This window comes from Vagococcus entomophilus (assembly GCF_003987595.1).
In the GTDB taxonomy this organism is placed as follows: domain Bacteria; phylum Bacillota; class Bacilli; order Lactobacillales; family Vagococcaceae; genus Vagococcus_E; species Vagococcus_E entomophilus.
Window position 1 is genome coordinate 145904 of the sequence record NZ_NGJZ01000002.1, and the last position, 21948, is coordinate 167851.

At 35.1% G+C, this 21948-nt stretch carries 16 protein-coding genes; 14 read left to right on the top strand and 2 right to left on the bottom strand.

Going from position 1 to position 21948, the window contains the following annotated elements:
* Positions 1 to 8 precede the first annotated feature (8 nt).
* The 9 genes from CBF30_RS06695 to CBF30_RS06735 all read left to right on the top strand — a co-directional run bounded on the left by CBF30_RS06695 (position 9) and on the right by CBF30_RS06735 (position 11524).
* Entirely contained in the window at positions 9 to 1469 is a 1461-nt protein-coding gene (locus CBF30_RS06695) for a helix-turn-helix domain-containing protein (protein ID WP_126824112.1), read from the top strand.
* On the top strand, positions 1462 to 1875 hold the full coding sequence (locus CBF30_RS06700; RefSeq protein WP_126824115.1) for a hypothetical protein: 414 nt from the start codon (positions 1462 to 1464) through the stop codon (positions 1873 to 1875). The genes CBF30_RS06695 and CBF30_RS06700 overlap by 8 nt, the downstream gene beginning before the upstream one ends.
* Before the next feature lie 128 nt (positions 1876 to 2003).
* Complete coding sequence (locus tag CBF30_RS06705; protein WP_126824118.1) at positions 2004 to 4181, top strand: MucBP domain-containing protein; 2178 nt, start codon at positions 2004 to 2006, stop codon at positions 4179 to 4181.
* 26 nt (positions 4182 to 4207) lie between these two features.
* Complete coding sequence (locus tag CBF30_RS06710) at positions 4208 to 5863, top strand: LPXTG cell wall anchor domain-containing protein (RefSeq protein WP_126824121.1); 1656 nt, start codon at positions 4208 to 4210, stop codon at positions 5861 to 5863.
* Between the two features lie 183 nt (positions 5864 to 6046).
* A complete protein-coding gene (locus CBF30_RS06715; protein WP_126824124.1) occupies positions 6047 to 6322 on the top strand; it encodes a YiaA/YiaB family inner membrane protein in 276 nt (91 codons plus the stop codon).
* A 207-nt stretch (positions 6323 to 6529) separates the two neighbouring features.
* Positions 6530 to 7039 carry a DUF1307 domain-containing protein gene (locus CBF30_RS06720; RefSeq protein ID WP_126824127.1) on the top strand — a complete coding sequence of 170 codons (510 nt, stop codon included), beginning with the start codon at positions 6530 to 6532 and terminating at the stop codon, positions 7037 to 7039.
* Between the two features lie 41 nt (positions 7040 to 7080).
* The gene (locus CBF30_RS06725; RefSeq protein ID WP_126824130.1) at positions 7081 to 8184 is read left to right on the top strand and encodes a hypothetical protein; all 1104 of its coding nucleotides are present in this window, start codon (positions 7081 to 7083) and stop codon (positions 8182 to 8184) included.
* Positions 8185 to 9352: 1168 nt separating this feature from the next.
* Positions 9353 to 10039 carry a leucine-rich repeat domain-containing protein gene (locus tag CBF30_RS06730; RefSeq protein WP_148112259.1) on the top strand — a complete coding sequence of 229 codons (687 nt, stop codon included), beginning with the start codon at positions 9353 to 9355 and terminating at the stop codon, positions 10037 to 10039.
* 387 nt (positions 10040 to 10426) lie between these two features.
* The gene (locus CBF30_RS06735) at positions 10427 to 11524 is read left to right on the top strand and encodes a hypothetical protein (protein WP_126824136.1); all 1098 of its coding nucleotides are present in this window, start codon (positions 10427 to 10429) and stop codon (positions 11522 to 11524) included.
* A 76-nt stretch (positions 11525 to 11600) separates the two neighbouring features.
* Here the strand turns inward: CBF30_RS06735 and CBF30_RS06740 are convergent, their stop codons facing one another.
* Positions 11601 to 12470, bottom strand: coding sequence for an RluA family pseudouridine synthase (locus CBF30_RS06740; RefSeq protein WP_126824138.1), 870 nt, complete (start codon positions 12468 to 12470; stop codon positions 11601 to 11603).
* A gap of 186 nt (positions 12471 to 12656) precedes the next feature.
* On the opposite strand from CBF30_RS06740, the gene CBF30_RS06745 reads away from it, so the two are divergent.
* From CBF30_RS06745 to CBF30_RS06765, 5 genes are all read left to right on the top strand, one after another.
* Positions 12657 to 14801 (top strand): PBP1A family penicillin-binding protein, encoded by a 2145-nt coding sequence (locus CBF30_RS06745; RefSeq protein ID WP_126824142.1) that lies wholly within the window; start codon positions 12657 to 12659, stop codon positions 14799 to 14801.
* 65 nt (positions 14802 to 14866) lie between these two features.
* The gene (locus CBF30_RS06750) at positions 14867 to 15211 is read left to right on the top strand and encodes a YlbF family regulator (protein ID WP_126824144.1); all 345 of its coding nucleotides are present in this window, start codon (positions 14867 to 14869) and stop codon (positions 15209 to 15211) included.
* A gap of 67 nt (positions 15212 to 15278) precedes the next feature.
* Positions 15279 to 16532 (top strand): metallophosphoesterase family protein, encoded by a 1254-nt coding sequence (locus tag CBF30_RS06755; RefSeq protein WP_170168967.1) that lies wholly within the window; start codon positions 15279 to 15281, stop codon positions 16530 to 16532.
* Positions 16522 to 19215 carry an ATP-binding protein gene (locus tag CBF30_RS06760; protein ID WP_126824150.1) on the top strand — a complete coding sequence of 898 codons (2694 nt, stop codon included), beginning with the start codon at positions 16522 to 16524 and terminating at the stop codon, positions 19213 to 19215. The genes CBF30_RS06755 and CBF30_RS06760 overlap by 11 nt, the downstream gene beginning before the upstream one ends.
* Positions 19216 to 19227: 12 nt before the next feature.
* Entirely contained in the window at positions 19228 to 20169 is a 942-nt protein-coding gene (locus CBF30_RS06765; RefSeq protein WP_126824154.1) for a 3'-5' exoribonuclease YhaM family protein, read from the top strand.
* A 586-nt stretch (positions 20170 to 20755) separates the two neighbouring features.
* Here CBF30_RS06765 and CBF30_RS06770 read toward each other — a convergent pair.
* The gene (locus CBF30_RS06770; RefSeq protein WP_126824157.1) at positions 20756 to 21760 is read right to left on the bottom strand and encodes a peptidylprolyl isomerase; all 1005 of its coding nucleotides are present in this window, start codon (positions 21758 to 21760) and stop codon (positions 20756 to 20758) included.
* Between the last annotated feature and the right edge of the window lie 188 nt (positions 21761 to 21948).

The window sequence follows — 21948 nt, forward strand, 5'->3', positions numbered from 1 at the left end:
ATGTTTAGATGATTTTAGAATTTTTAGATGAGCATGCGAGATATAAATTATACATCTTACAGATTTTAGAAATAAGAAAAAATCAATTCTTGACGCTTGCCAAGATGTGCGAGCTATTGGGGCTAAGTAAGTATAAGGTACAGGTCTATTTGGAGGAGCTCCAATCAGAGCTATCAAAAGGTGAAAAAGAATTATTTGCTGTAGAAATTATGGATAAAGGGGAATTGGAGTGGACAGCGATCGATGCAGAAGTAATCAGATATCAGCGGTACCTCTATGCCAAGCAATCCATCAGATTTCGATTGTTTCACAATCTATTTATGGGCAAATATACAATGGACAGATTTGCTGTTGAAGAGTCGCTAAGTTTGGCTCAGGTCTATAATATCAGAAAAGAATTAGTGTTTGTGTTAAACCAATGGGATCTGGATATTGAGGGTATGAATATTGTAGGAAAGAATGAAGTTGCTGTTCGAAATAGTATTTTTGAAATTTATTATTATTTTTTTAATGGAATAGAGTACCCTTTCGAAGAAAAAGTTTTTAAGCAATGTTCACAAATCAAAGATATTGTTATTTATTCCCAGCAGATGCGTCTGATCTACACCAAACAAATTAAGATGGAAATATTTTTAGCAGTTCAGTTAATTAGAGCAAGACAAGGCCATGTATTAGAGACCTCGCTACCTAATCTGTCAGGTTCAAAGAGTGACATACAAAAAAATTTAGAGCCATTTTATAATAAATTGCTTTTTAAAAAAGAAAAAGAAGAACAAATTGCAGAGGAGATTAAGTGGGTGCTTTTATTTCTAATCATTGATTTAGAAGTAGTCTGTCTTGAGTATGAAGTAAAGGATGATCAAAGGCAGCATATCAAAAATTTATCAAATAAATTATTGCTGTCTGTGAAAAAACATGTGCAAGAAGAGACTATTCATGAAGAATGGGTAAAAAAAATCTGCAATAAAACCCAATTAAATATGATGCGTTTCTTCTATTTCCGATACCGAGCGACAACGTTTATTGAAGATGAACAAAGAGCTTATTTCCGGTCCTTTTACCCTACCTTTCATAAGATCAGCATAGATTTTATTGAAACAGCTAGATGTTTTGATGAGACTTTGTGGGACACAGAAGAAGCATTATCAAAGGCCTACTATGATTGTTTGTTTACGCTGATTTCCATTATTCCTATTAATGAGGTAGAGAAAAAAATCAATATTTGTGTGGATTTTTCGCACGGAGAAGAATATACCAAATTTGTCTGTAAAAATATTGAAAATTTTCGAGATTTAAATATTACTATTCAAGAGATTCACAACCAATATACAGATATCTATATGTCGGATTTTGCCATTAAAAGATTGAACTGCCGACAAATCATTTGGAGAAACCCACCTACATCCTCAGATTGGGAAGAATTTGCTGATTGTGTACTGAAAATAAAGAAGGAGAAGTTTAATGAATAAAAAAAACATCCTGCTCTTGAGTACTGTTTTTATCTGTGGACAAGTTTTTATGGCCTATCAAGGAAGTCTGACAACTACTAGTCTCATGAAAAAATCAGAAAAGTTAAGTATGCAGACAGCGTTTATTTCGAAAGATCAAGTACTTTGGGAGTTAGTTGAAAGGCCAAAAGACGAGAATGGTGTTTTTGATACTCCATCAAAAGAGATAAATTATATCTATAAGAAAACAGATTTAAAAAAATGGGAGTTACAGAAAAGTCAATTTTTAACTATTAATAAGAAAATTTCTTTATTAAAGAAACAAGTACAACCGGTGGGAGCAAACGGAGACGAAGCAAATGTGGTCGCATCAATCGCTACTAAGTTGTCAGGAAAAATTTTATTTGGCGATGTGCGAGAAGTATAAGTGAATAAATAAATTTCTATTATTTTTCTTAAAAATAAAAATAGATTAGAAGGTTTTTGATTTCTCATTATTACACGAAAAGGGGTATAGTGTTAGTATACAGGAAGAACATTTATAAGGAGACTATTATGAAAAAGAAAAATTATTTAAAGTTTATAGTCATGGCGTGTGTTGTTAGTATTTTCTTTTTAAGTGGGGGTTCTAAAAAAGTACTGGCAGAGAATACGGACGGTTGGGTAGAGAGTGCCACTAATCCGGATTTGAAAATTACTTCTGGGGATTATGAAGTTCACTATACTTATGGGATTAATACTCAAGTCGGGTGGAATTCAGCTGCAGTTTTTACGGGGTATCCTAACGTCTATTTGGTGGATAAAAAAGCCAATAAAGTAGTCCAACACCAATTTGGTTTTTTTTATAATGGCGATAGCAGTAGCTCAAGTAGTTTTTTACTAGGTCTGAAAGATAGCGCAGGAGCGTATCATGTTTATTCATCTCCTTTTTCTGGAGCAAAAATTTATACGAAGGATGGAGTAATCAAATCAGTAGTTGAAAAAACAATTGATGGGTACGGAAAATTCCAGTATGAAAATTATTTAACACCGGTAGGGACAGATACAGTGAACCACAAATACGTCATTACGAATACAGGTAATCAAGTGATGATTTTTAGAGCTATGAAAAATGTAGATACAGATCTGGATGGAAATGATAAAGTTCCAGTTTATATGTTAGGACAAAATGAAGGGCTTTATATTAAGTCTGGTAGTTATAGGCTGAATTATTTTATGTCAGGATCCTCAGGGCCTAAAAACTTTAAAAATTTTTACAAACCGTACCATTCTCCAGCTACAGATACGATGAATGCCAATGTATATTATCCATATACACCAGAAGATATTACTGGTGTAGGAGATGAGAGCAAAGGATATGCTTCTGATGCTGCTGTTGCTGGGACAGGTGATACAGGTATTTATATGAAGTGGGATGAAGTGACTTTACAACCGGGAGAAAGCAAAGAATTTAGCTATGATGTGAGCTTATCAGGTAATATCAAATCTGAGCGTAGCTACGAGAACCAAACACAGCAATCTGGTATCAATTATCCTGGAGATACTCTGGCATATAGAATGACTGCAAAACTAGATAGTAGTTTTGGTGAAGTCAGTTCAGGGACGATTACGGATACGCTAGACAAAGGGCTTTCATTTACCTCAGATAAAGTTGAAATTTTAGACGCAAGTGGAACAGTACTTCGTTCGGTACCTGTGTCAGATTGTTATGACGCAGCGAAGCACAAACTATCTGTCCCCATTCAAAAGAGTGATGTACAATCTGAAAACGTGACTATTAGATATTTTGTTAAGGCCGATCAATCATTAGCTAATCAAACTGCACATAACGAGGGTATTTATCAAATTATAGGTGCTGTAGGGGAAAAAAACATTACGGATTCTCTAGATGTGCCATTTTCTCAAAAAAAATCACAAGCTGTTACTGTTAGCTATTTGGACGAATCAGGTAATGTATTGCCATTGGATGATGGAACAGCTAATCCGCTCATTTTAACAGGAGAATACGGCGCTAAGTATGAAACGCAAGAAAAACCAATAAAAGGATATATCTTGCTACGTACTAAAGGAGATACGAAAGGAACCTTTACGGACGTTGCACAGACTGTTCAGTATGTTTACGGAAAAGATCCTAATTATAAAGGAAATGTGATTACAAAGTATATAGATAAAGACACAAAAACAGACATTGTTAAACAAACCGTAGAGACAAAACCTGTTGGAGATTCTTATACAACACAAGAAAGGAAAATAAAGGGCTACACGTTGGTAGAAAAACCTAGTAATGCAACAGGAAAGGTTGGTGAAGGGGATACTGTCGTGACCTATTTATATGTTAAAAATCCTACACCACAACCAGCATCTAACGGAATTGTTCGAACATATTACATAGATGAATCTGGCAAAGAAATTGCTACGAAAAATCAAACATCAGGTGAAATTGGTACGGATTATACGACAATTAAGAAGAATATTACAGGATATACATTTAAAGAAGTTCAGGGCAGTGCTTCAGGTAAATATACAAAGGGTGAGATTACTGTTCGTTATAGTTACAAAAAAACTCCAAGCACGCCAACACCGTCATCAAGTGAAGGAAAGCAATCAAATAAACACAGTAATAATCTACCTCAAACAGGGGAACAATCAAAGAGCTTGCTGAGCAAAGTAGGGGCTGTTTTGTTGATAATAGTAGCCTTGGCTATTGGCTTCATTTATAAAAACAAGAAATAAATTAATGAAGAAAGAAGAGAAAATGAATGAAAATTAGTAAGTATTATTATGTGTTCGCTAGTTCGGTATTATTTGTAAATTTAGCCGCTCCAATAGCTGCAAATGCTACAACAAAGGAACAAACAACAGGTCAAGCAACATCCTTGGTAGCCACTTCTAATTCTACTGCTGCGACACCTCAAAATATTGAAGGATCAAAAAAAATAGCTGAAATTTTCCCAGATGCTGCTTTTGCCAAAGTTATTCTTAAAAATATGCAGGATCATGGTTATAAAGGTACAGATGTCAGTGATGAAGTAACACAAGAAGATTTAAATAATTATTTGAAACATAACTTAGCTGCTAGCGGTGCAGGCATTACAAGTATTGAAGGGATACAATATCTTCATAACTTAGGGTGGCCAATACAAGATACCGTGGTTGGGCAAGTAATGCTAGATGGTAACAATATTAAAGATTTATCTCCATTAGCCAACTTTGATTCGCCAGTAGCGGGCGTTCAATTTGGGGGCTCGGATATGCATGGTGTTGATTTCTCTCCACTTTTTGCTAGTCCAGCATATTTGAATCATAAAGCTTATGATTACAACAAATGGTTTATGGTAGCGCTTGGAGAATGTAATCTAGATCAAAATGATGTTGAAAAACTTCTCAGCTTACGTGCGGTTAATCAGCAAACAATGTATACGACGCAATTGCAATTGCAAGGAAACCATTTTGATAACTTCACGAGCCTGGCTGACAATTGGAATTCATATGCAAATCCTGGCTACTGGTTACATGACCAAACGATGACGCTAAGTCCGATAAAAATTACTTCCTTAACGCAAAAAGTAGAATTTAAAAATCCGAGTAAAGAATGTAGTGCTAGCAATTATGGAAAACCTCTTCCCATTACGAAAGCAATTGCGACGGTTACGGATAATGATGCCAGTGGAACGGAAGCTGAGACCATTGATGCTACAAATCATGCTTCTGCTTCGTGGACAGCAACAAATATTCAAGGAAAACAGTATCTAAGAGTGGATGTTACACAAGCGGGTGTAACGGAACATAATGTTGAAAGTGTACATTATTTGATTCCTTTGGTATGGGATATTCAACCAGATCCAGAGCCAACTACAACAACAAGCAGCTCAAGTGATACGAGTGAAACAACAAGTAGTTCAAGTGATACGAGTGAAACAACAAGTAGTTCAAGTGATACGAGTGAAACAACAAGTAGTTCAAGTGATACGAGTGAAACAACAAGTAGTTCAAGTGATACGAGTGAAACAACAAGTAGTTCAAGTGATACGAGTGAAACAACAAGTAGTTCAAGTGATACGAGTGAAACAACAAGTAGTTCAAGTGATACGAGTGAAACAACAAGTAGTTCAAGTGATACGAGTGAAACAACAAGCAGCTCAAGTGATACGAGTGAAATAACAAGCAGCTCAAGTGATACGAGTGAAACAACAAGCAGCTCAAGTGATACGAGTGAAACAACAAATAGCACAGGTACCACGTCAAGTAGTAATCAGGTGACTCCTGCGCATTCAGATTCCTCAAATAGAAGTGATAAAAAAACATTACCTCAAACAGGTGAAAAGACTACAAGTATAGAGTCTGTAATAGGAATGTCTTTGTTAGCGGGAATCGGTTTTTACCTCTTTAGAAAAAAAGAGCAAAATAGAGAATAGCATAGTGTAGGATGGATAGCTGATTAAAAGCATTCATCCTATTTTTTTAGCTATAAGTGAAAAAAATAAAAAAAGTGGTTGCCAAATCTAACTTAAAAAATAGTTTCCAAATATTTTTATTTTTTTAAAAAATGAGTGGAAATAAAACAAGTTTGAATATGCTAAGATTAGAAAGAAGTAAAAATGAAAAGAGGTGATATTTTGAAGAAAAAAGCATATAGAAATACACCAGCATTTGCTTTTTTAGCTTGGGGTTCATTTGCGTTCTTTGTTATGTTGATGTTGATTGGCTTGTATACGCTAAAAGAACCGTTGATGGTCAAAGGCTATTATTTAATGGGATCAGTGGGATTAATTTCTTCGGCATTTACGTTATCTAAGGTTATAAGAGATAATCAAGAAGATGAAGAGCGTTATAACCAAATGTTTAGAGCATTACCAGAAAAAGAAAGAGGTTAAAGAAAAGGCTTGAGTAATGGGTGTGATTAGAATGAGCTTATTGTATTAGCTTTCTTCTAAAAATTTCATCCTTTTTAGAAAAAACATAGAAAAAAAACATTTTTTTTACTACAGTGAAACAGTTTTTGTAAGATAATATCTTATGTAAGAATAATAACATTAAAAAAAAAGCAATTATTCACCAAATAATAAAAAGGAATGTGAAAGATGAAAAAGACGTTAGCGACAGGATTGGGAATCATGGTAATTTGTATTGGTGGGTTGGTGGGTTGTTCTAAAGAAGAAAAACATAAATATTCTATAAATACGTCTTCTGGAATGAAAACAGAAATGACGTTCACAGTAAAAGGTGACCAAGTGGAAAAGCAAGTAGGAAAATCTACTATTAAAGAAGAAGAGTTATTTAAAAGTCAGGGAGTAGATCTCAATTCATTGACAAAAGAACAAAAAAAGATTGCTTCAGAGGCTGTTGAGAAGAAGATGAAGGATGCAGTGAAAAACGTTCAAAATATTAAAGGGTATTCAGATAAAGTAACCGTGAAGGATGGTGTGGTTGTTGAAACTGTGACAGTAGATTATTCTAAAGCTAGTGTGAAAGAAATAGCGAATAAAGTCAGTACTTTTACAGCCGATTCTTCAGCAAAGAAATCAAACAAAGTAAGTTGGAAAAAAACAAAAAAATTATTAGAAAAACAAAATGCTAAAGAAATAAAATAATAAAAATACAGCCGCTTTAGATAGACGAAAGAGAGAAAAAAATGTTTAAATCAAAAAAGATAATGATTGGGCTAGCTTGTATTAGTTTATCGATAATGTTACTTAGTGGATGTGGGAAACATCCTAAAAAAGAAATGATCGAAGCCTATCAAGAGATGACCAAGTCAAATGCTGTAAGCTTTAAAATTACAGTACCAAAATTTTCAATGGAAACTACAACAGAAGCCAATGAACAAGCAAAAGCTTATTCTTCCATAATTAATACACAATTAAAAGCGGTAAAAGTAACCGGAGAAACATTGAAATCAGGGAATAAAGAGCAAGCCAATATGGACATTGAATTTTATGGGCAAAAAATTCCGTTTGAAGTGAAAACAACAGATAAAAAAGGTTATCTATCACTCAAATCGCTACAAAAGGTTTTTGATATTGCAACTACCTTTAAACCAGATTTGAAAAATCAAGTTGATACAACTAGCTTAAAAATCATTTCTACTAAATACTTAATGTTAGATTTGAAAAATGGAGCTACTGCATCAAAAAATAGTAAAAAAGTAGCAGAAATCATTAATTCTAGTATGAAAAGCTATGTCAATCAATTAGATGAAAAGAGATTTAAAGAAAAAGATGATATAATTAGTATTACTTTTACAAAATCAGATATGAAAAAAATCGTAGTGGATGTGAGCAAAAAATTATCAAAAGAAAAAAACTTGGGAATAGAGAAAATTTCAGGTCGTGAATTTGATAAAGATACAAAAGAGTTAAAGAAGTTCAATCTCAAAGTTCAGTACAACAAAAAGAAAAAAGTTTGGACAGTTTACAATGATGCGAAGGCAGAAGCAAGCCAAGAGGGAATCTTTAACTATGAACTCAAATATGTATTTACTCCAAAAAATAGTAAAAATATAGAGATAAAGCTTCCTTCAAAAGAGAACTCTTTAACCGACTCAGAGGCAACAGTATTGATTGAAAAAATCATGTCTTCTCCCAGACTATCGGATGATGACTTTAATAAATTACTTGAGAAAGTAAAAGAGAATAAAGCCTCTATTAATGAGGAAAGTAAAACTTCGATTTTAAAAGAATATAAAGCGTATCTTACAGAAGCACAGTACAATCAATTAGCAACTGCATTAAAATAATGGCTAAAAATCTCCTACAAGAAACTTTGTGGGAGTTTTTCTTTCAGTCGTTTTTTGAGATAGAAGGAGATAAAAGTGGCGATGATAAAACATCTTGTTAAAATTGTGGAGGGGCACTCAAACATATAAAAGGTCCTTTATATCAATGTACATACTGTGATACCTACTACGAAATGTTTGACAATAAACCTGTTTATATTGAAAATTACTATGAAGGAAAAGGGAAGAAACAAAAAAAACGGAAGGCTGAGGAAATAAAATGGAACGTAAAAAGTTTGTTTAGTTTTTTAGGAATTCTGCTGGTAGTAGGGATAATCAATTTTATTCCCTTTTTTTTACTTTTCCTCACGTCAAACTAGATATTTCTAAAAATGAGAGAGTAGCTCCTAAATCTGAAATTGTGAAGGAGTTTAGTCAGTATGTTCGCCAAAAAGAGCATAAGAAAATTTCTGATATTAAATATTTACGTATGGAAAAAATGAGGTTTCATCGATAATTATTTTTCACTATTATTATCAAGAAATCCCTGAAGATGGAAATGTAGGAGGATATGGAAAGCAGACGAAGACGTATGTGAATGATTTAGAGGATAAGAAGATTGATAAAAAAATTTTCAATCTTTTAAGCAACTACAATATTTAGATTTGAGACAAATATCAGATTATCAAAATATACATCTCAATATTTGTTTGAAATCTTTAAAACAGTTACGCTATTAAAAAGGAACTTTTTGGGGAAAATTTTCGGATTTTAAAGATAAATTTATAATAAAAAAATATAAAGGGACTAGGAGGAGATCTATATGCGAATGAGGATATTCAATCATTGGCTGCCTATCCCTATTTGCAAAATTTGCAAATAGATTATGCTAGTGATCGCATTACAAATAAGAATATTGCCAAGTTAAGATTTTTGCCAATTAAACAGCTAAATTTATCTGGCTTTGTAAATAGAAGTGATTATGATTGGATAGCAAGTATGTCCACTTTATTGGATGTATCTCTGGGTTCTTTACACGTTAAAAATCGGAATTTTTTCCACACTTAGTAACTTACACAGCGTAAAACTTTCGAGTGATGATTTAAAATTTTTGCAATTTGTAAAGAATATGCCAGAATTATCAGTACTGAAGATAGAAAAAAATCAAATTATGGATTTTTCCCCCTTAATGAATAAAACTACATTAATTGATTTATCCATTGATTTGGCTTCTACTAAAAGTAAAGAAAAAATAACAGCAATAGATACATTGAAAAATTTACAAGTGCTTAAACTAACTGGAAATGGGGAATATGATATCTCACTTAGCCACTTGAATGCATTAAAAGCTTTAGTAGTAGACGAGTATTGGCAAACGGATAAGTTTAAAATATCAGATTGTCCTTTTTTACATCATTTATCAGTATCTGGAGATTTGTACAAAGTCTTATTTAATTCAACGCAAAAGCTACATAAATTAGATGTTAGTTCACAGATGCTGACAGACTCATTTTACCAAGAGTTACAACATGTCAAAATTTTAGAATTACGAGATTGCCGGGTGTATCAGACAAAAGCAATCAGTCGTACGACATTAGAAGATCTAGTGATAGAAGATAGCACTTTAGAGTCAGATTTGCCAAGTTTGTTAGCTGCCTCTCCTAGTCTGAAGACGATTAAAATTGTGAATAGTAATCTAGATAATGTAGTAATATTTAAAAAATTTCGACAGTTGAGTGAACTGGATATTCAGAAAAACAGTGTAGAGTCTATCTCGGAATTGAATGATTTGTCTCAGTTTAAAGTACTGACAATTACAGATAACCCAGTTACGGATAGCGCAGCACTAAATAAGAAGGTTGTGGTATTTAACTAGTTTTGAAGTATAAGGAAATATTGATTCAAAAACTTGAAAAGAGTTTTGAGTCAATTTTTTTATTGAATGGATTTATAAAATCTGGGTTAGTGTTTGGAAATCGTGAGCATAACCTTTTCTTTATATTTAAAATTTAAATAAAAATTGAAACAAATAATAACACAAAATAATGTATAATAACTGTATAGGTTTTTAATGATGCCAATTATCTGTAAAATAGTAAGACAAAACGTTTAATAGATAAGGCTGATAGACACAAAAAACTAAAAAATGAAAGTCGGGTTCTATTCGTAACAAAACAACTGAATGAAATGTAATGACTAGTGCATTACATTTTAAAATTCATAGAATATAAAGTTGTTGAGTAAAAATGAAGAGGAGAGAAAAATGAGTATAAGTAAAAAGTTAGGGTCAGTAGTGGTAGCAGTAAGTATGGTAATGATTCTTTTTACCGGTTGTGGGAAGAATACAAAAAAAGAGATGGTTGAAGCGTATCAAGAAATGCAAAAGGCAAGTCAAGTAGATTATACTGTGACGGTACCAAAGTTTGATTTAAAAACAACAGGTCAAGACAGCGATCAAGTAGCAGCCTACATGAAAATTATTAATACACAACTAAATTCTTTTAAAGTATCTGGAAGTACGATAAAGTCTGGTAAGACGACGCAAACTGATGTCAACATAGAATTTTATGGACAAAAAATTCCAGTTACAGTGAAAGCAAACGATTCTACAGCCTATGTGTCACTTCAATCAATTGAAAAGATTATGCAATTAGTTGTGGCATTTAAGCCAGAATTAGCCGGTCAACTGGATGAAGCCGAACTAAAAGAGCTTTCTAAGCAATATGTTGAAATGACACCAGAATCCAGCTCAAAATCAGAACAACAAAACGCACAAAAAATGGTTAAGCTTGCTACGGAAAGTTTAGTAGCGTATTTCCAAAAAATGGATGAAAAACGTTTTACTGAAAAAGATAAAGTTCTTTCGGTTACGTTAAAAAAGAATGATTTGACTAGTATTCTAAGTGATTTGAATCAACGTTTAGCCAAAGAAGCAGGTAGCGAAAAAATTTCGAGTAGTGAAATGGAAAAAAGCTTGAAAGATATTAAATCTTTTGATTTAAAAGCGGAGTACAATAAGGATAAAAAAGTTTGGACATTTATAAATGATACAGCAATAGCTGTGGAAGGTTCAGGAACAGCTAGTTTCGAAATGAACTATAAAGTCACACCAAAAAATATAAAAAATGTAAAAATTGATTTGCCTAAAAAAGAAAATATTCTTTCAGAATCAGAGGCAAAAACAGTAGTAGAAGATTTATTTTCACAACATTTATCAGATGACGATTTTAATGAATTAATGCAACAAGTGACAACAAACAAAGATTTACTAGATGAAAATGCTAAAACGAATCTTTTAACAACCTACAAAGATTATTTGTCTGAACAGCAATATCAAGAATTAGAAAAAGCATTAAAATAAGTTGGAAATTATCTTGAAAGATAACTAAAAAAAGGGTGTGAAACAAAAGCAAATGCTGTTTTTGTTCCACACCTTTTTATGGTTTGAATAAAGAATTTTGAGAGTTGATCTGTAATTTTTCCCCAGTAAATGGATGGGTGAAGCAGAGTGTGTCTGCATGAAGCATTAAACGCGGGCTTTCTTCAGGATGCAGGTGATAGAGTGTATCGCCCAGTATCGGATGACCGACACTAGATAGATGAACACGTATTTGGTGTGTTCGCCCTGTTTCAAGTTCACATAGAATTTGTGCGTGTGTGTGTGTCTGCTTAAGCACGGTGATGTGTGTGCAAGCTGTTTTACCACTGCGTTCATCAATACAGTACTTACGCCGATCGTGCCTATTTCGACCGATTTTTTTTCTAATGGTGAGCGTCTTTTCTGAGAGTTGCCCTGCTACGATTGCTTGGTAACGTCTTGTAATCTGCTTTCTTTCAAGCATTTGGCAAAGTATTGGCAGTACAACAGGATTTTTTGCGAATAAAATGACGCCACTTGTCTCTTGGTCAATTCGATGTACGACGTAAGGAACATGATGTGTTTGAATTAAATAAGCGGCTAAATGATTGAGGAGAGTGTCTGTTTCACCTGAGCTATTAGGATGTGTCTTTATGCCAGTGGGTTTATCGACGACAATTAAGTGCTCATCTTCATATAACACATTAATTTTTTTTTCATCTCCTAAAAGAATAGTAGGAAGAGGATAATCCGTATCTTCAAATTTAAGTGTCACGATGTCGCTTGGATGTACGATTTGTGAAAAGATAGCGGGGTGTTGATTGACCCAAACATTTTTGCGCATTCGTAAAAAGTGTCGAGTTTTTCTAGGGATTAGCCACTGCTTCTCTAGTAGAGATGATAGACTTTGAGCTTGAACATCTTTAGGAATTTGAATCGTCATTTCCAAATGAAACCTCTCCTTTTTCCAAATAAAAAATTTTCTTAAGAATTGTAACACAGAATCTTTAAATTTTCATGCTAAACTAGTACAAGTCTTGCGTGTGATTCCGTCTTGAGAAGGATAGTAAGTCTGGAAGAATATGGTAAAATAAGGATATAAAAAAATGAAGCCTAAATTGAAGAGGGAAAATAAATGGATACGATAAAAAAAATAGCAAGCTGGATTTTACAGCAATTGCAAAAATTTTGGATAGGGTGCAAGCCATATCTTCAAAGTCTAAGACAAAAGCAAAAACGGATTTGGAAAAAATATCAAATTAATAAAATTATATTGCTTACGATGCTCATCGTCGTTCTGGTTACGAGTATTTATCTTTTTTATTTGGCTAAAAGTGCCAATGTAGAGACGTTGAAGTCTGGTCTTTCTGAGGCAACGGTCATCTATGATAAAGACGGAGATAAGGCAGGCAATCTTTCTGCTTATGGTCAAAAAGGAACCTTTGTATCCTTAAATAAAATTTCGACTAATTTACAAAATGCAGTCGTCTCCACCGAAGATAAACGATTTTATGAGCATGGTGCAGTTGATATTCGTGGGATTGGCCGGGCGATATTAGGAATTGTGACAGCTGGACATATTACAGGCGGTGGGAGCACGATTACGCAACAACTTGCGAAAAATGCGTACTTAACTCAAAAGCAAACATTTGACCGAAAAGCACGCGAACTCTTTTTAGCAATTGAAATTGAAAAAAAATACTCTAAAAAAGAAATATTAGAGATGTATCTCAACAAATCCTATTTTGGCAATGGCGTTTGGGGGGTAGAAGATGCTGCTCACCGTTATTTTGGCAAAAGTGCAGCTAATGTGACGGTTAGTGAGGCGGCGACACTCGCGGGGATGCTCAAAGGTCCAGGAATCTATAATCCAATAGATCACATGGACAATGCGCTTGCAAGAAGAAATACTGTCCTACAGCTGATGAAAGATAACGAAAAAATCACAGCAGAGCAACAAAACCAAGCTAAAGCAAGCACCATTCAATTGGCAGATGACTACAGTAATTCAATTGAGACCAGCAAATATCCCTATTACTTTGATGCTGTTGTAAATGAAGCCATTTCGAAACATGGGATTTCAGAACAAGATATCTTAAACAATGGATATAAAATTTATACGACCTTAGATCAAAACTATCAAAAATCAATGGAAACCTCGTTTGCAAATTCTAACTTATTTCCACCAAATGCAGCAGATGGGACGCTGGTCCAAGGAGCCTCTATAGCGATTAATCCAAAAACAGGTGGTGTTATGGCTACGGTTGGAGGCAGAGGAACTCATGTCTTTAGAGGGTGGAATCGGGCGATTGACTCTGCTCGTTCCCCAGGTTCTACCATGAAACCGTTAGCTGTTTATACACCAGCACTAGAGGCAGGGTATGATCCAGACTCTGTTTTAAAAGATGAGGCACTTTCTTACTATAATGTTCAAAACTACAGTAAAACGTATAGCGGAGAGGTGCCGATGTACCAAGCGGTTGCGCAAAGCTTAAATGCGCCAGCAGTCTGGTTATTAAATGAGATTGGCTTGAATAAAGGGGTATCCAAAGTAGAAAAATTTGGCATCTCTCTTGAAAAAAATGACCATTACCTTGGACTCGCACTTGGAGGGATGACCAAGGGAACCTCGCCACTTAAAATGGCCAGTGCCTATACGGTTTTTGCCAATCAGGGCGTGAAAAAAGAGACGCATTTTATTCGGAAAATTGTAGATTCTAGCGGGGCGGTTATTTATGATGATGGAAACGGCAGTGATGTCAACGCCACACAAGTGACTACAGCGAGTGTCGCAAATAAAATGACGAGCATGCTTCAAGGAGTCTTCAGTACGGGAACAGGTGTAAATGCGAAGCCATATGGGTATCAGATGGCAGGAAAGACCGGAACGACTGAAAATGGAGATGGCGGTACAAATGCTAATGATCAATGGATTATTGGTTATACGCCAGATGTTGTGATCACGACTTGGATTGGTTTTGATGAGAGTAGCGCGACACACTATCTTACTGGGAGCAGTGGTACAGGCGTATCCACTTTATTTAAAGATGAAGCGTCGGGGATTTTGGCAAACTCTCCTAAGACAAAATTCTCTGTTAAAGATGTCAGCCAAGAACAAGCAACTAAAAAAACAGAAGAAGAAAGTCAAGATAGCGACTCGAATGGTTTGCAAAAAACAGTCGAAGATATTGGTGGAAAAGTGAAAGAAGGAGCCGAGTACTGGGGCGGTAAAATTAAAGAGGGTGCCAGCAATGCATGGAAGTCGATTTTTGGGAATTAAAACGTATTCAAATATTCAAAAAGATGCTACAATAAAGGTTGAAATGATAGAAAAGAGGAATAAACATGACAGCAAATATTTATGATAGCGCCAATCAAATCGAAAAAGAAATCCGCCAATTACCAGAGTTTCTTGCACTAGAAGAAGCTTTTGCAAAAGTAAAAGAAGAAGAGGCAACGTATCAATTGTTTAAAGAATTCCAAGCCTTTCAGCAAAGCTTACAACAAAAGCAAATGCAAGGAGAAGAATTTACAGAAGAAGATGGAAATCAAGCTCAAGCAATGGCAGAGAAAGTTCAAAAATCTGAAGTGATTAACCAATTGATGATAAAAGAGCAAGCCTTCAGCGTGATTTTAAATGATTTGAATAAAATTATTTTAAAACCAATTCAAGACTTGTATAATAATTAATGAATAGACAGCTTGCCAGTTTATGGTAAGCTGTTTTTAAATCGAAAAAGAAAAAGGAGGAGAACAGGTGAAATTTGTTCATACTGCAGACCTACATTTAGAAAGACCGTTTGCTGGAGTAGGTAATATGCCGATAGAGGTTTTAGAAAAATTACAATACAAAGATCAACACATGCTAGAGGCCATCATCAATTATGCCCTTAAAGAACAGGTTGATTTTGTGTTATTCTCAGGAGATACGTTTCACCAACCGCATGTGACGATTAAGATGCAAGCTTTTTTTATGCAACAGCTAACGCGGCTAGATGAACAAAATATTCCGGTTGTCCTTATATTCGGTAATCATGATTACTATGCTTCTGAGCGTTACTGGTTTTCTTTTCCAAAAAATGTTTATCTATTTGATTCAGAGCAAGTCCAAACCCTTGTATTGGAAACAAAAACAAAAGAAAAAGTTGCACTAACAGGGTTTTCTTATGAAAATCGTTGGATCCAAGCAGCCAAAATCCAAGAGTTTCCAGTTCGCTCAAGAGAAATTGACTATCAGATTGGCTTATATCATGGACAAATTCGTGGCGGAGATCAAAAGGAACACTATGCGCCTTTTTCAGTGGCAGAGTTAAAAGAAAAAGGATATGATTACTGGGCACTTGGGCATATTCATCAGCCCATGGTCCTTTCAAAAAGCCCATTAAGCATTTATCCAGGTACTCCAATGGGACATACAAAAAAAGAGCAAGCGCTTCGTGGTGTTGTTCTTGTTGAGATACAAAAAGAGCATACCCGCTATCGGTGGCAAGCAGTCACAGATATTGCGTTTGAGCAGGTGGAGTTGGAGCTAAAAGAAGTAGATACACCTAAGCAAATTATCTCTGCCATTCAAGAAAAAATGTCCGCACATAGCTTATCTGTGTCCGATTCTTTTCAATTTGTGACGCTTAAACTTCGCATAGGGGGCGAGCTTTCACAAGAAATCCAAAATGAAATTGAAACACCTGAATTTCTCTCTCATATTCAGCAAATTATTTTTAGAATGACAGGTGAAACAATCTGGCTTACAGAGATTCGATGTGAATGGCAGCAACAAGAAGGAGACAGTCTGTTGCCAATAGTTTTTTCAAGCGAAGATTTTAAACAGATTATAGATAAATATGAAAAACAAGCTTTCTTTGAAGAACTCATGGCACCTTTGTACCAGCAACCTATCTTGCGTGACTTATTAGCATGTGATGAGGCGAGCAGAAGTGAAATTGCGAATGAGGCAATTGAGCAAGTTAAACAACAATTAGGTATGGGAGTGAAGAAAACAGATGGAAATTAAAGAAATCCAAATTTCTGGTTTTGGAAAATGGAGTCATCAGCTGTTTTCTGTGGAGCAAACTTTTCACTTGTTTTGTGGAGCAAATGAATCAGGAAAATCCACTTTATATCAATTTATTCGAACGATGCTGTTTGGGTTTTCTAGAAAAAGAGTGAATCAACGTAACTTTGAACCAAAAGATTCCAGTCTTTTCGGAGGGAAGATGGTACTAGAACATGAGGTCTACGGAAAGGTAATCATAGAAAGATTTAAATCTGTTCAAAATGGGAAAGCAACCCTTTACTTGGCAGATGGTCAAATGGGAGATGAAGCATTATTAAAGAAATTATTGTTCCCACTAACCGAAGCGTTATTTGATGAGATTTTTAGTTTTCGTCCGGAGGATTTGTTCCAAGTTCAGGGATTGCAAGAAGAAAAATTACAAGAATTATTAGTAGCGATTGGTCTAACGGGTAGTAAAAAAATAATGAGCTTGCGCAATCAGTATAATCAAGAAACCCAAAATTTGTATAAGCCAAATGGGAAAAATCCAGTGATTAATCAAAAAATCCAAGAATATCAAGTGTTACAAGAAACCATTAGACAAAAAGAGAGCCAAGAAAAAGAGTACCAAACCCTACTCAGTACGATAAAACAAGTAGAGGAAACCCAAACTTTTATTCAAGAGGAACGGAAAATATGCACACAAAAAAATCGGATTTTGGCAGAGAAAATCCAAAAATGGCCTCTCTATGAAGAATGGTTAGAGAAGAAGCAAGTAGTACGGCATCAACCTGTGGGATTGGTGTCAACTAAAATTCAGCAATTAGAACAGGCTTATCAAGAAGAACAATACCTGTCACAAGAAGAACGTAGATTGATTGAAGCAGAAACACACTCAGAAAAGCCGATGAGTACGAGCTATCTTTTTTACAGACAACATGAAGAAGCCTGTCAAGCACTACTCGCACAGCAACCTAAAGTCACAGAAGCACTTTCAAAAAAAAGAATCTATGAAAAACAGCAAAATGAACAAGTAGAACTGACGCAAACTCTTGCGCATCAGTATCAATGGCCAGAACGGTGGCATCCAGATTTGATGATTGAGCCTAAAGACATTGGACTGATGGAACAAATCATGGTCGAACAGGAGCAGATTCAGCAGCAAAAGCAACAGCATGAAGAAAAGGTGGCAGAAATTGGCCAACAGGTGCAGCAATTAGAATACGAAGTACAGCAATTGGAACAAGAGCAAAATCAGCACAGATTAATAGACAGCCCGGTTTTTGTGGCAATCGGAGCTGGGGGTGGACTTTTAGCTATTGGGCTTTATTCTTTAGTGATGCACGTATTCATGCTTTTAATTTTAGGAGTCTTACTCTTTATCGGCGGTGGCTACGCTTTTTATGGCTCTAAAAAGCAAAAGCAACGCGATAAAGAGTTGAAAGCAAAGTGGCAACAAAAACTTGGTGAGATGGACTGGATGAAAGCGCAGGAAGAAAAAGCGAAAATAGACTATCAAAAAGTGGAAAAAAGCGCTCAGTTCAATCAGCAAAAACTAGCGGCAATTAATCGGCGGTATCAAGTTAATTTGAATGGGGAAAATAACTGGCAAGTAGTGCTTGCCCAAAGAAGTAGATGGCAACATGCATGGCAAGTAATTCAGGACTTAACAGCTCAGACTGAATCTTGTCAAAGAATACTTGAACAGTACCGGGAAAATGTCGCTTTTTTAGCAGAGTGGCTACCCATTACGACGCTTGATGATGCACAGCTATTGGAGCAGGTACAAAAGTTCATTCAAGAAAAAATGCGTGAACATTTAACTATGAGTGAGCATCAAACTGCACTACAAGTCACCCAATCACTTAAAAATATTCAAAATCGTAGAAAAGAGCTAAGCGCTTCCTTGCAACAATTACTAAAAGAAGCAGGACTAAGGCAGATTAGTCAAATTCCCGAGTTTCTCCAAAATTCACAAAGTAGTCTGAAAATGCGTGAGAGAATGCACACGTTAGAAATTTTGCTGACTCCAGTATTTGATTTAGCTAAAGTAGAAGAAAAAGCAGAAGTAAGGTACAACCATGAAGAAGAACTGCGCAAACAAGAGATATTAAGGCAGGATTTTGAGGGAAATCTCCAACAATTACAAGCCTTGTATTACCAAAAGCAACAAATGGAGCAAGATGGGAGTCTTACTCAGCTTTATCAAAAACAAGAGATGCTAAAAAATGAATTAGAGAGACATGTACAACGATGGGAAAAATCTAAACTATCCGAAACATTTATTCAAGAGATCTTTGAACAGTTATCCACTCAAAAATTTGAGCTTCTCTTAAAACAAGTTTCCGAGTATTTTGCGTATTTTACTTTAGGGGAGTACAACAAGTGTTTGTTTGAAAAAGAACAAGTTGAAGTCGAAAGAAAAGATGGACAACGATTTCTACTGAAAGACTTATCCACGGGTACACGCAACCAACTCTATTTAGCCTTTCGACTGGGCTTTATTAGGATGCATCTGCAAGAATGTAGATTTCCTGTTATAATAGATGATGGTTGGGTACATTATGATCAAAAGCGCAAACAAGCTTTTTTTGATGTACTAGTAGGATTGAGTCAAGAGACACAAGTTATTTGTTTTTCATCAGATAAAGAGATAGTACAGTATACTCAAAAACATCATTTTTGTCTAACTGAGCTATAGGGAGGGGCACATATGAAAAAAATAAAAGAAGTCGCAACAGATGAAATTTTTGATGCATTTTTACTCATCAAACAGGCTGATGTTCGTGTAGCGAAAAATGGAAAAAAGTTCATAGCTTTTACTTTTCAAGATAACTCAGGATCAATTGATGGCAAATATTGGGATGCTTCTGAGGAGGAAATCAGTCGTTTCACTGCTGGAAAAGTTGTCTTTTTAAATGGGAAGAGAGAGCTATACCAAGGAAGGCCACAAGTTAAAATCTTACATTTGCGACTTACGCAAGAAGATGAACCGAGTTCTCCAGAGCTGTTTATGACGCGCGCACCTCTAACAAAAGATGCAATGATGGAAGAGATAAATCAAGTATTGTTTGAAATTACTCAAGCACACTGGCAACGGATTGTACGTCATATTTTAAATCAGTATCAAAAAGAATTTTTTGAGTATCCGGCTGCTAAAAGAAATCATCACGCTTTTGCAGGAGGCCTTGCCTACCATACGCTTACTATGATGCGGATTGCTAAGTCTATGTGTAGTATTTATCCTGAAATTAATGCCTCACTATTGTACGCGGGAGTGATTTTACATGATATTGGCAAGGTCATAGAGCTCTCCGGTGCGGTGACGACGGAGTATACACTTGAAGGCAATTTGCTTGGTCATCTTGTGATTGTAGATGAGGAAATTACCAAAGCTTGTCAAACGCTTAAAATTGATGACCATGAAGAAGATGTCTTATTATTAAAACACATGGTACTTTCACATCATGGGTTATTAGAGTATGGGTCTCCAGTTCGACCTAAAGTAATGGAAGCAGAGATTTTACATCAGATTGATAATATGGATGCTTCAATTCAAATGATGTTAGGCGCACTTGATCAAGTAAAACCAGGTGAGTACACGGAGCGTATCTTTGGTTTGGATAATCGCAATTTTTATCGTCCGCTAGATTAAGTAACGTAGGCTATGAGAGTCTAGCTGCTGAAAACTGAGCTTAGAGTATGGAACGATCTGATTTTTATGGGTCATAATCAAAAAAGCTTTGTTAGGCTGTAAATCTCCGGTTTTTTATCGGTGTTTTATATCTCTAACAAAGCTTTTGTTTGTATAAAAATTGTATCACTCGCATCAATCTGGCAATAGTTAAGAAAGGATTTTCTGGTTCGCTATTTAAATGAATGATACTAGCTAGGTATTTGTTTTGTAAAAAAATGTAAAGTTTCCATCTTTAGCGATTGATTGGTTATGTTAGGTACGGGTAACAGCAAGCTTCAGTCAAAAATTAAAGGCTTCTGTTGGAGCCTTGGATAAATGTATTTTATTATAATTGATAAAATAAAATGGTTAAAAGCGGTAAGTTTAGAAGGGGACTTTTTAGTTTAATATAGAATTTTTTTGAGGTCTAGATTTTGGGAAAATGAAGGAGACAGAAAAAGGCAAAGACGATAAAAAATAGCGAGCTGCAAGAAGCAGCAAATTTTTTTATTTATATCAAAAAAAAAACTGTGAGAATTGATTCTCACAGTTTTTTGTAGCGAATTTATTTAGAAGTTGAAGAAGTTTCAGAGCTAGAGTCTGCACTTGAAGAAGTAGTTGTTGAAGAGCTTGACGTACTTGATTTTGCTTTGCTACTTGAAGAGCTACTTGTTGATAAGAAGCTAGACAGAACAGATTTTAAATCATCATCTTTAATCTCAACGTCGGCTTTTTTCAACTCTTTTGTAATAACTTCTTGTTGGAATGTACTATCGCTAGCTTTGGTATCAGTAACGATTTTTTTCAAAGTTTTTTTATAAGGAGTCATGCTGTTTCCTTTGTCTTTGTTTTTCGTCATTTTCACAATATAATAAGAAGTAGTGGTAGTGTAGGTGCTTGAATCAGTGGTAGATACAGTCACTACGTCTGATACTTCACCATCTTTTAATTTGTAAGCAGCAGTTTGAACATCTGCCGGCACACTTGTGCTTGTTGAATCAAATGTTACTTTTCCGCCATCTGCTTTTGTTGAAGTGTCGGTAGATTTTTCTTTTGCAATTTTAGTGAAATCGCCACCTGCTTTGATGTCTTTTAAGATTGCATCCGCATCTTCTTTTGAGCTGGCAGTGATAATTTGGGCAGAGACTTCTGGGTGGTAGCTAGCCCACGCACTTTTTAGGTCTGCATCTGAGACTTTAATATGAGCTTTTACCATTGCTTGGAAAGCAAGGGTTTGTCTAATTTGTTTTTTTAGAGAAGATTTAGTGTAGCCGTACTGTTTTAAAGCAGCGTCAAAAGAACTTCCCATACTTTTTTTCGTAGCGTTGTATTGAGCAGTTACCTCTTTGTCCGTCACTTTGTCACCATAGCCGTTTTCAGCTACTTTATAGATTACTAAGTTTTGAAGAGTTTGCTCACTCGTCGTACTTTTTTTGATTTCGTTATAATAATCTTCTTGAGTGATGCTGCCACCTTTCATACTTACTAAATCTTTGCTACTAGAACAAGCAGCTAGTGTGAACACGCCAAGTAGAGTAACTGTAGCGAGTAAAATCTTGTTTTTTTTCATTAGTGCACTTCCATTTCTGCGTAATTATTGCGGGGGAAACCCCCTCATGATATTTACTATACCATAATCATATCAAGATAAAAATGTAAATTTTCGACTTTTAAAGTAAAATCAAAAAAATCATAAATACCAAAAAAAAAATTCAAAAAAAGTTCATATTTTTGGGAGAAATCAGTTGAAATTACCAA

Coding starts and splice junctions, on each gene's coding strand:
- CBF30_RS06700 (WP_126824115.1), top strand. CDS start 1,462: ATGAATAAAAAAAACATCCTGCTCTTGAGTACTGTTTTTATCTGTGGA.
- CBF30_RS06710 (WP_126824121.1), top strand. CDS start 4,208: ATGAAAATTAGTAAGTATTATTATGTGTTCGCTAGTTCGGTATTATTT.
- CBF30_RS06715 (WP_126824124.1), top strand. CDS start 6,047: ATGAAAAGAGGTGATATTTTGAAGAAAAAAGCATATAGAAATACACCA.
- CBF30_RS06725 (WP_126824130.1), top strand. CDS start 7,081: ATGTTTAAATCAAAAAAGATAATGATTGGGCTAGCTTGTATTAGTTTA.
- CBF30_RS06770 (WP_126824157.1), bottom strand. CDS start 21,760: ATGAAAAAAAACAAGATTTTACTCGCTACAGTTACTCTACTTGGCGTG.
- CBF30_RS06735 (WP_126824136.1), top strand. CDS start 10,427: ATGAGTATAAGTAAAAAGTTAGGGTCAGTAGTGGTAGCAGTAAGTATG.
- CBF30_RS06765 (WP_126824154.1), top strand. CDS start 19,228: ATGAAAAAAATAAAAGAAGTCGCAACAGATGAAATTTTTGATGCATTT.
- CBF30_RS06705 (WP_126824118.1), top strand. CDS start 2,004: ATGAAAAAGAAAAATTATTTAAAGTTTATAGTCATGGCGTGTGTTGTT.
- CBF30_RS06695 (WP_126824112.1), top strand. CDS start 9: ATGATTTTAGAATTTTTAGATGAGCATGCGAGATATAAATTATACATC.
- CBF30_RS06745 (WP_126824142.1), top strand. CDS start 12,657: ATGGATACGATAAAAAAAATAGCAAGCTGGATTTTACAGCAATTGCAA.
- CBF30_RS06750 (WP_126824144.1), top strand. CDS start 14,867: ATGACAGCAAATATTTATGATAGCGCCAATCAAATCGAAAAAGAAATC.
- CBF30_RS06760 (WP_126824150.1), top strand. CDS start 16,522: ATGGAAATTAAAGAAATCCAAATTTCTGGTTTTGGAAAATGGAGTCAT.
- CBF30_RS06730 (WP_148112259.1), top strand. CDS start 9,353: ATGAATAAAACTACATTAATTGATTTATCCATTGATTTGGCTTCTACT.
- CBF30_RS06720 (WP_126824127.1), top strand. CDS start 6,530: ATGAAAAAGACGTTAGCGACAGGATTGGGAATCATGGTAATTTGTATT.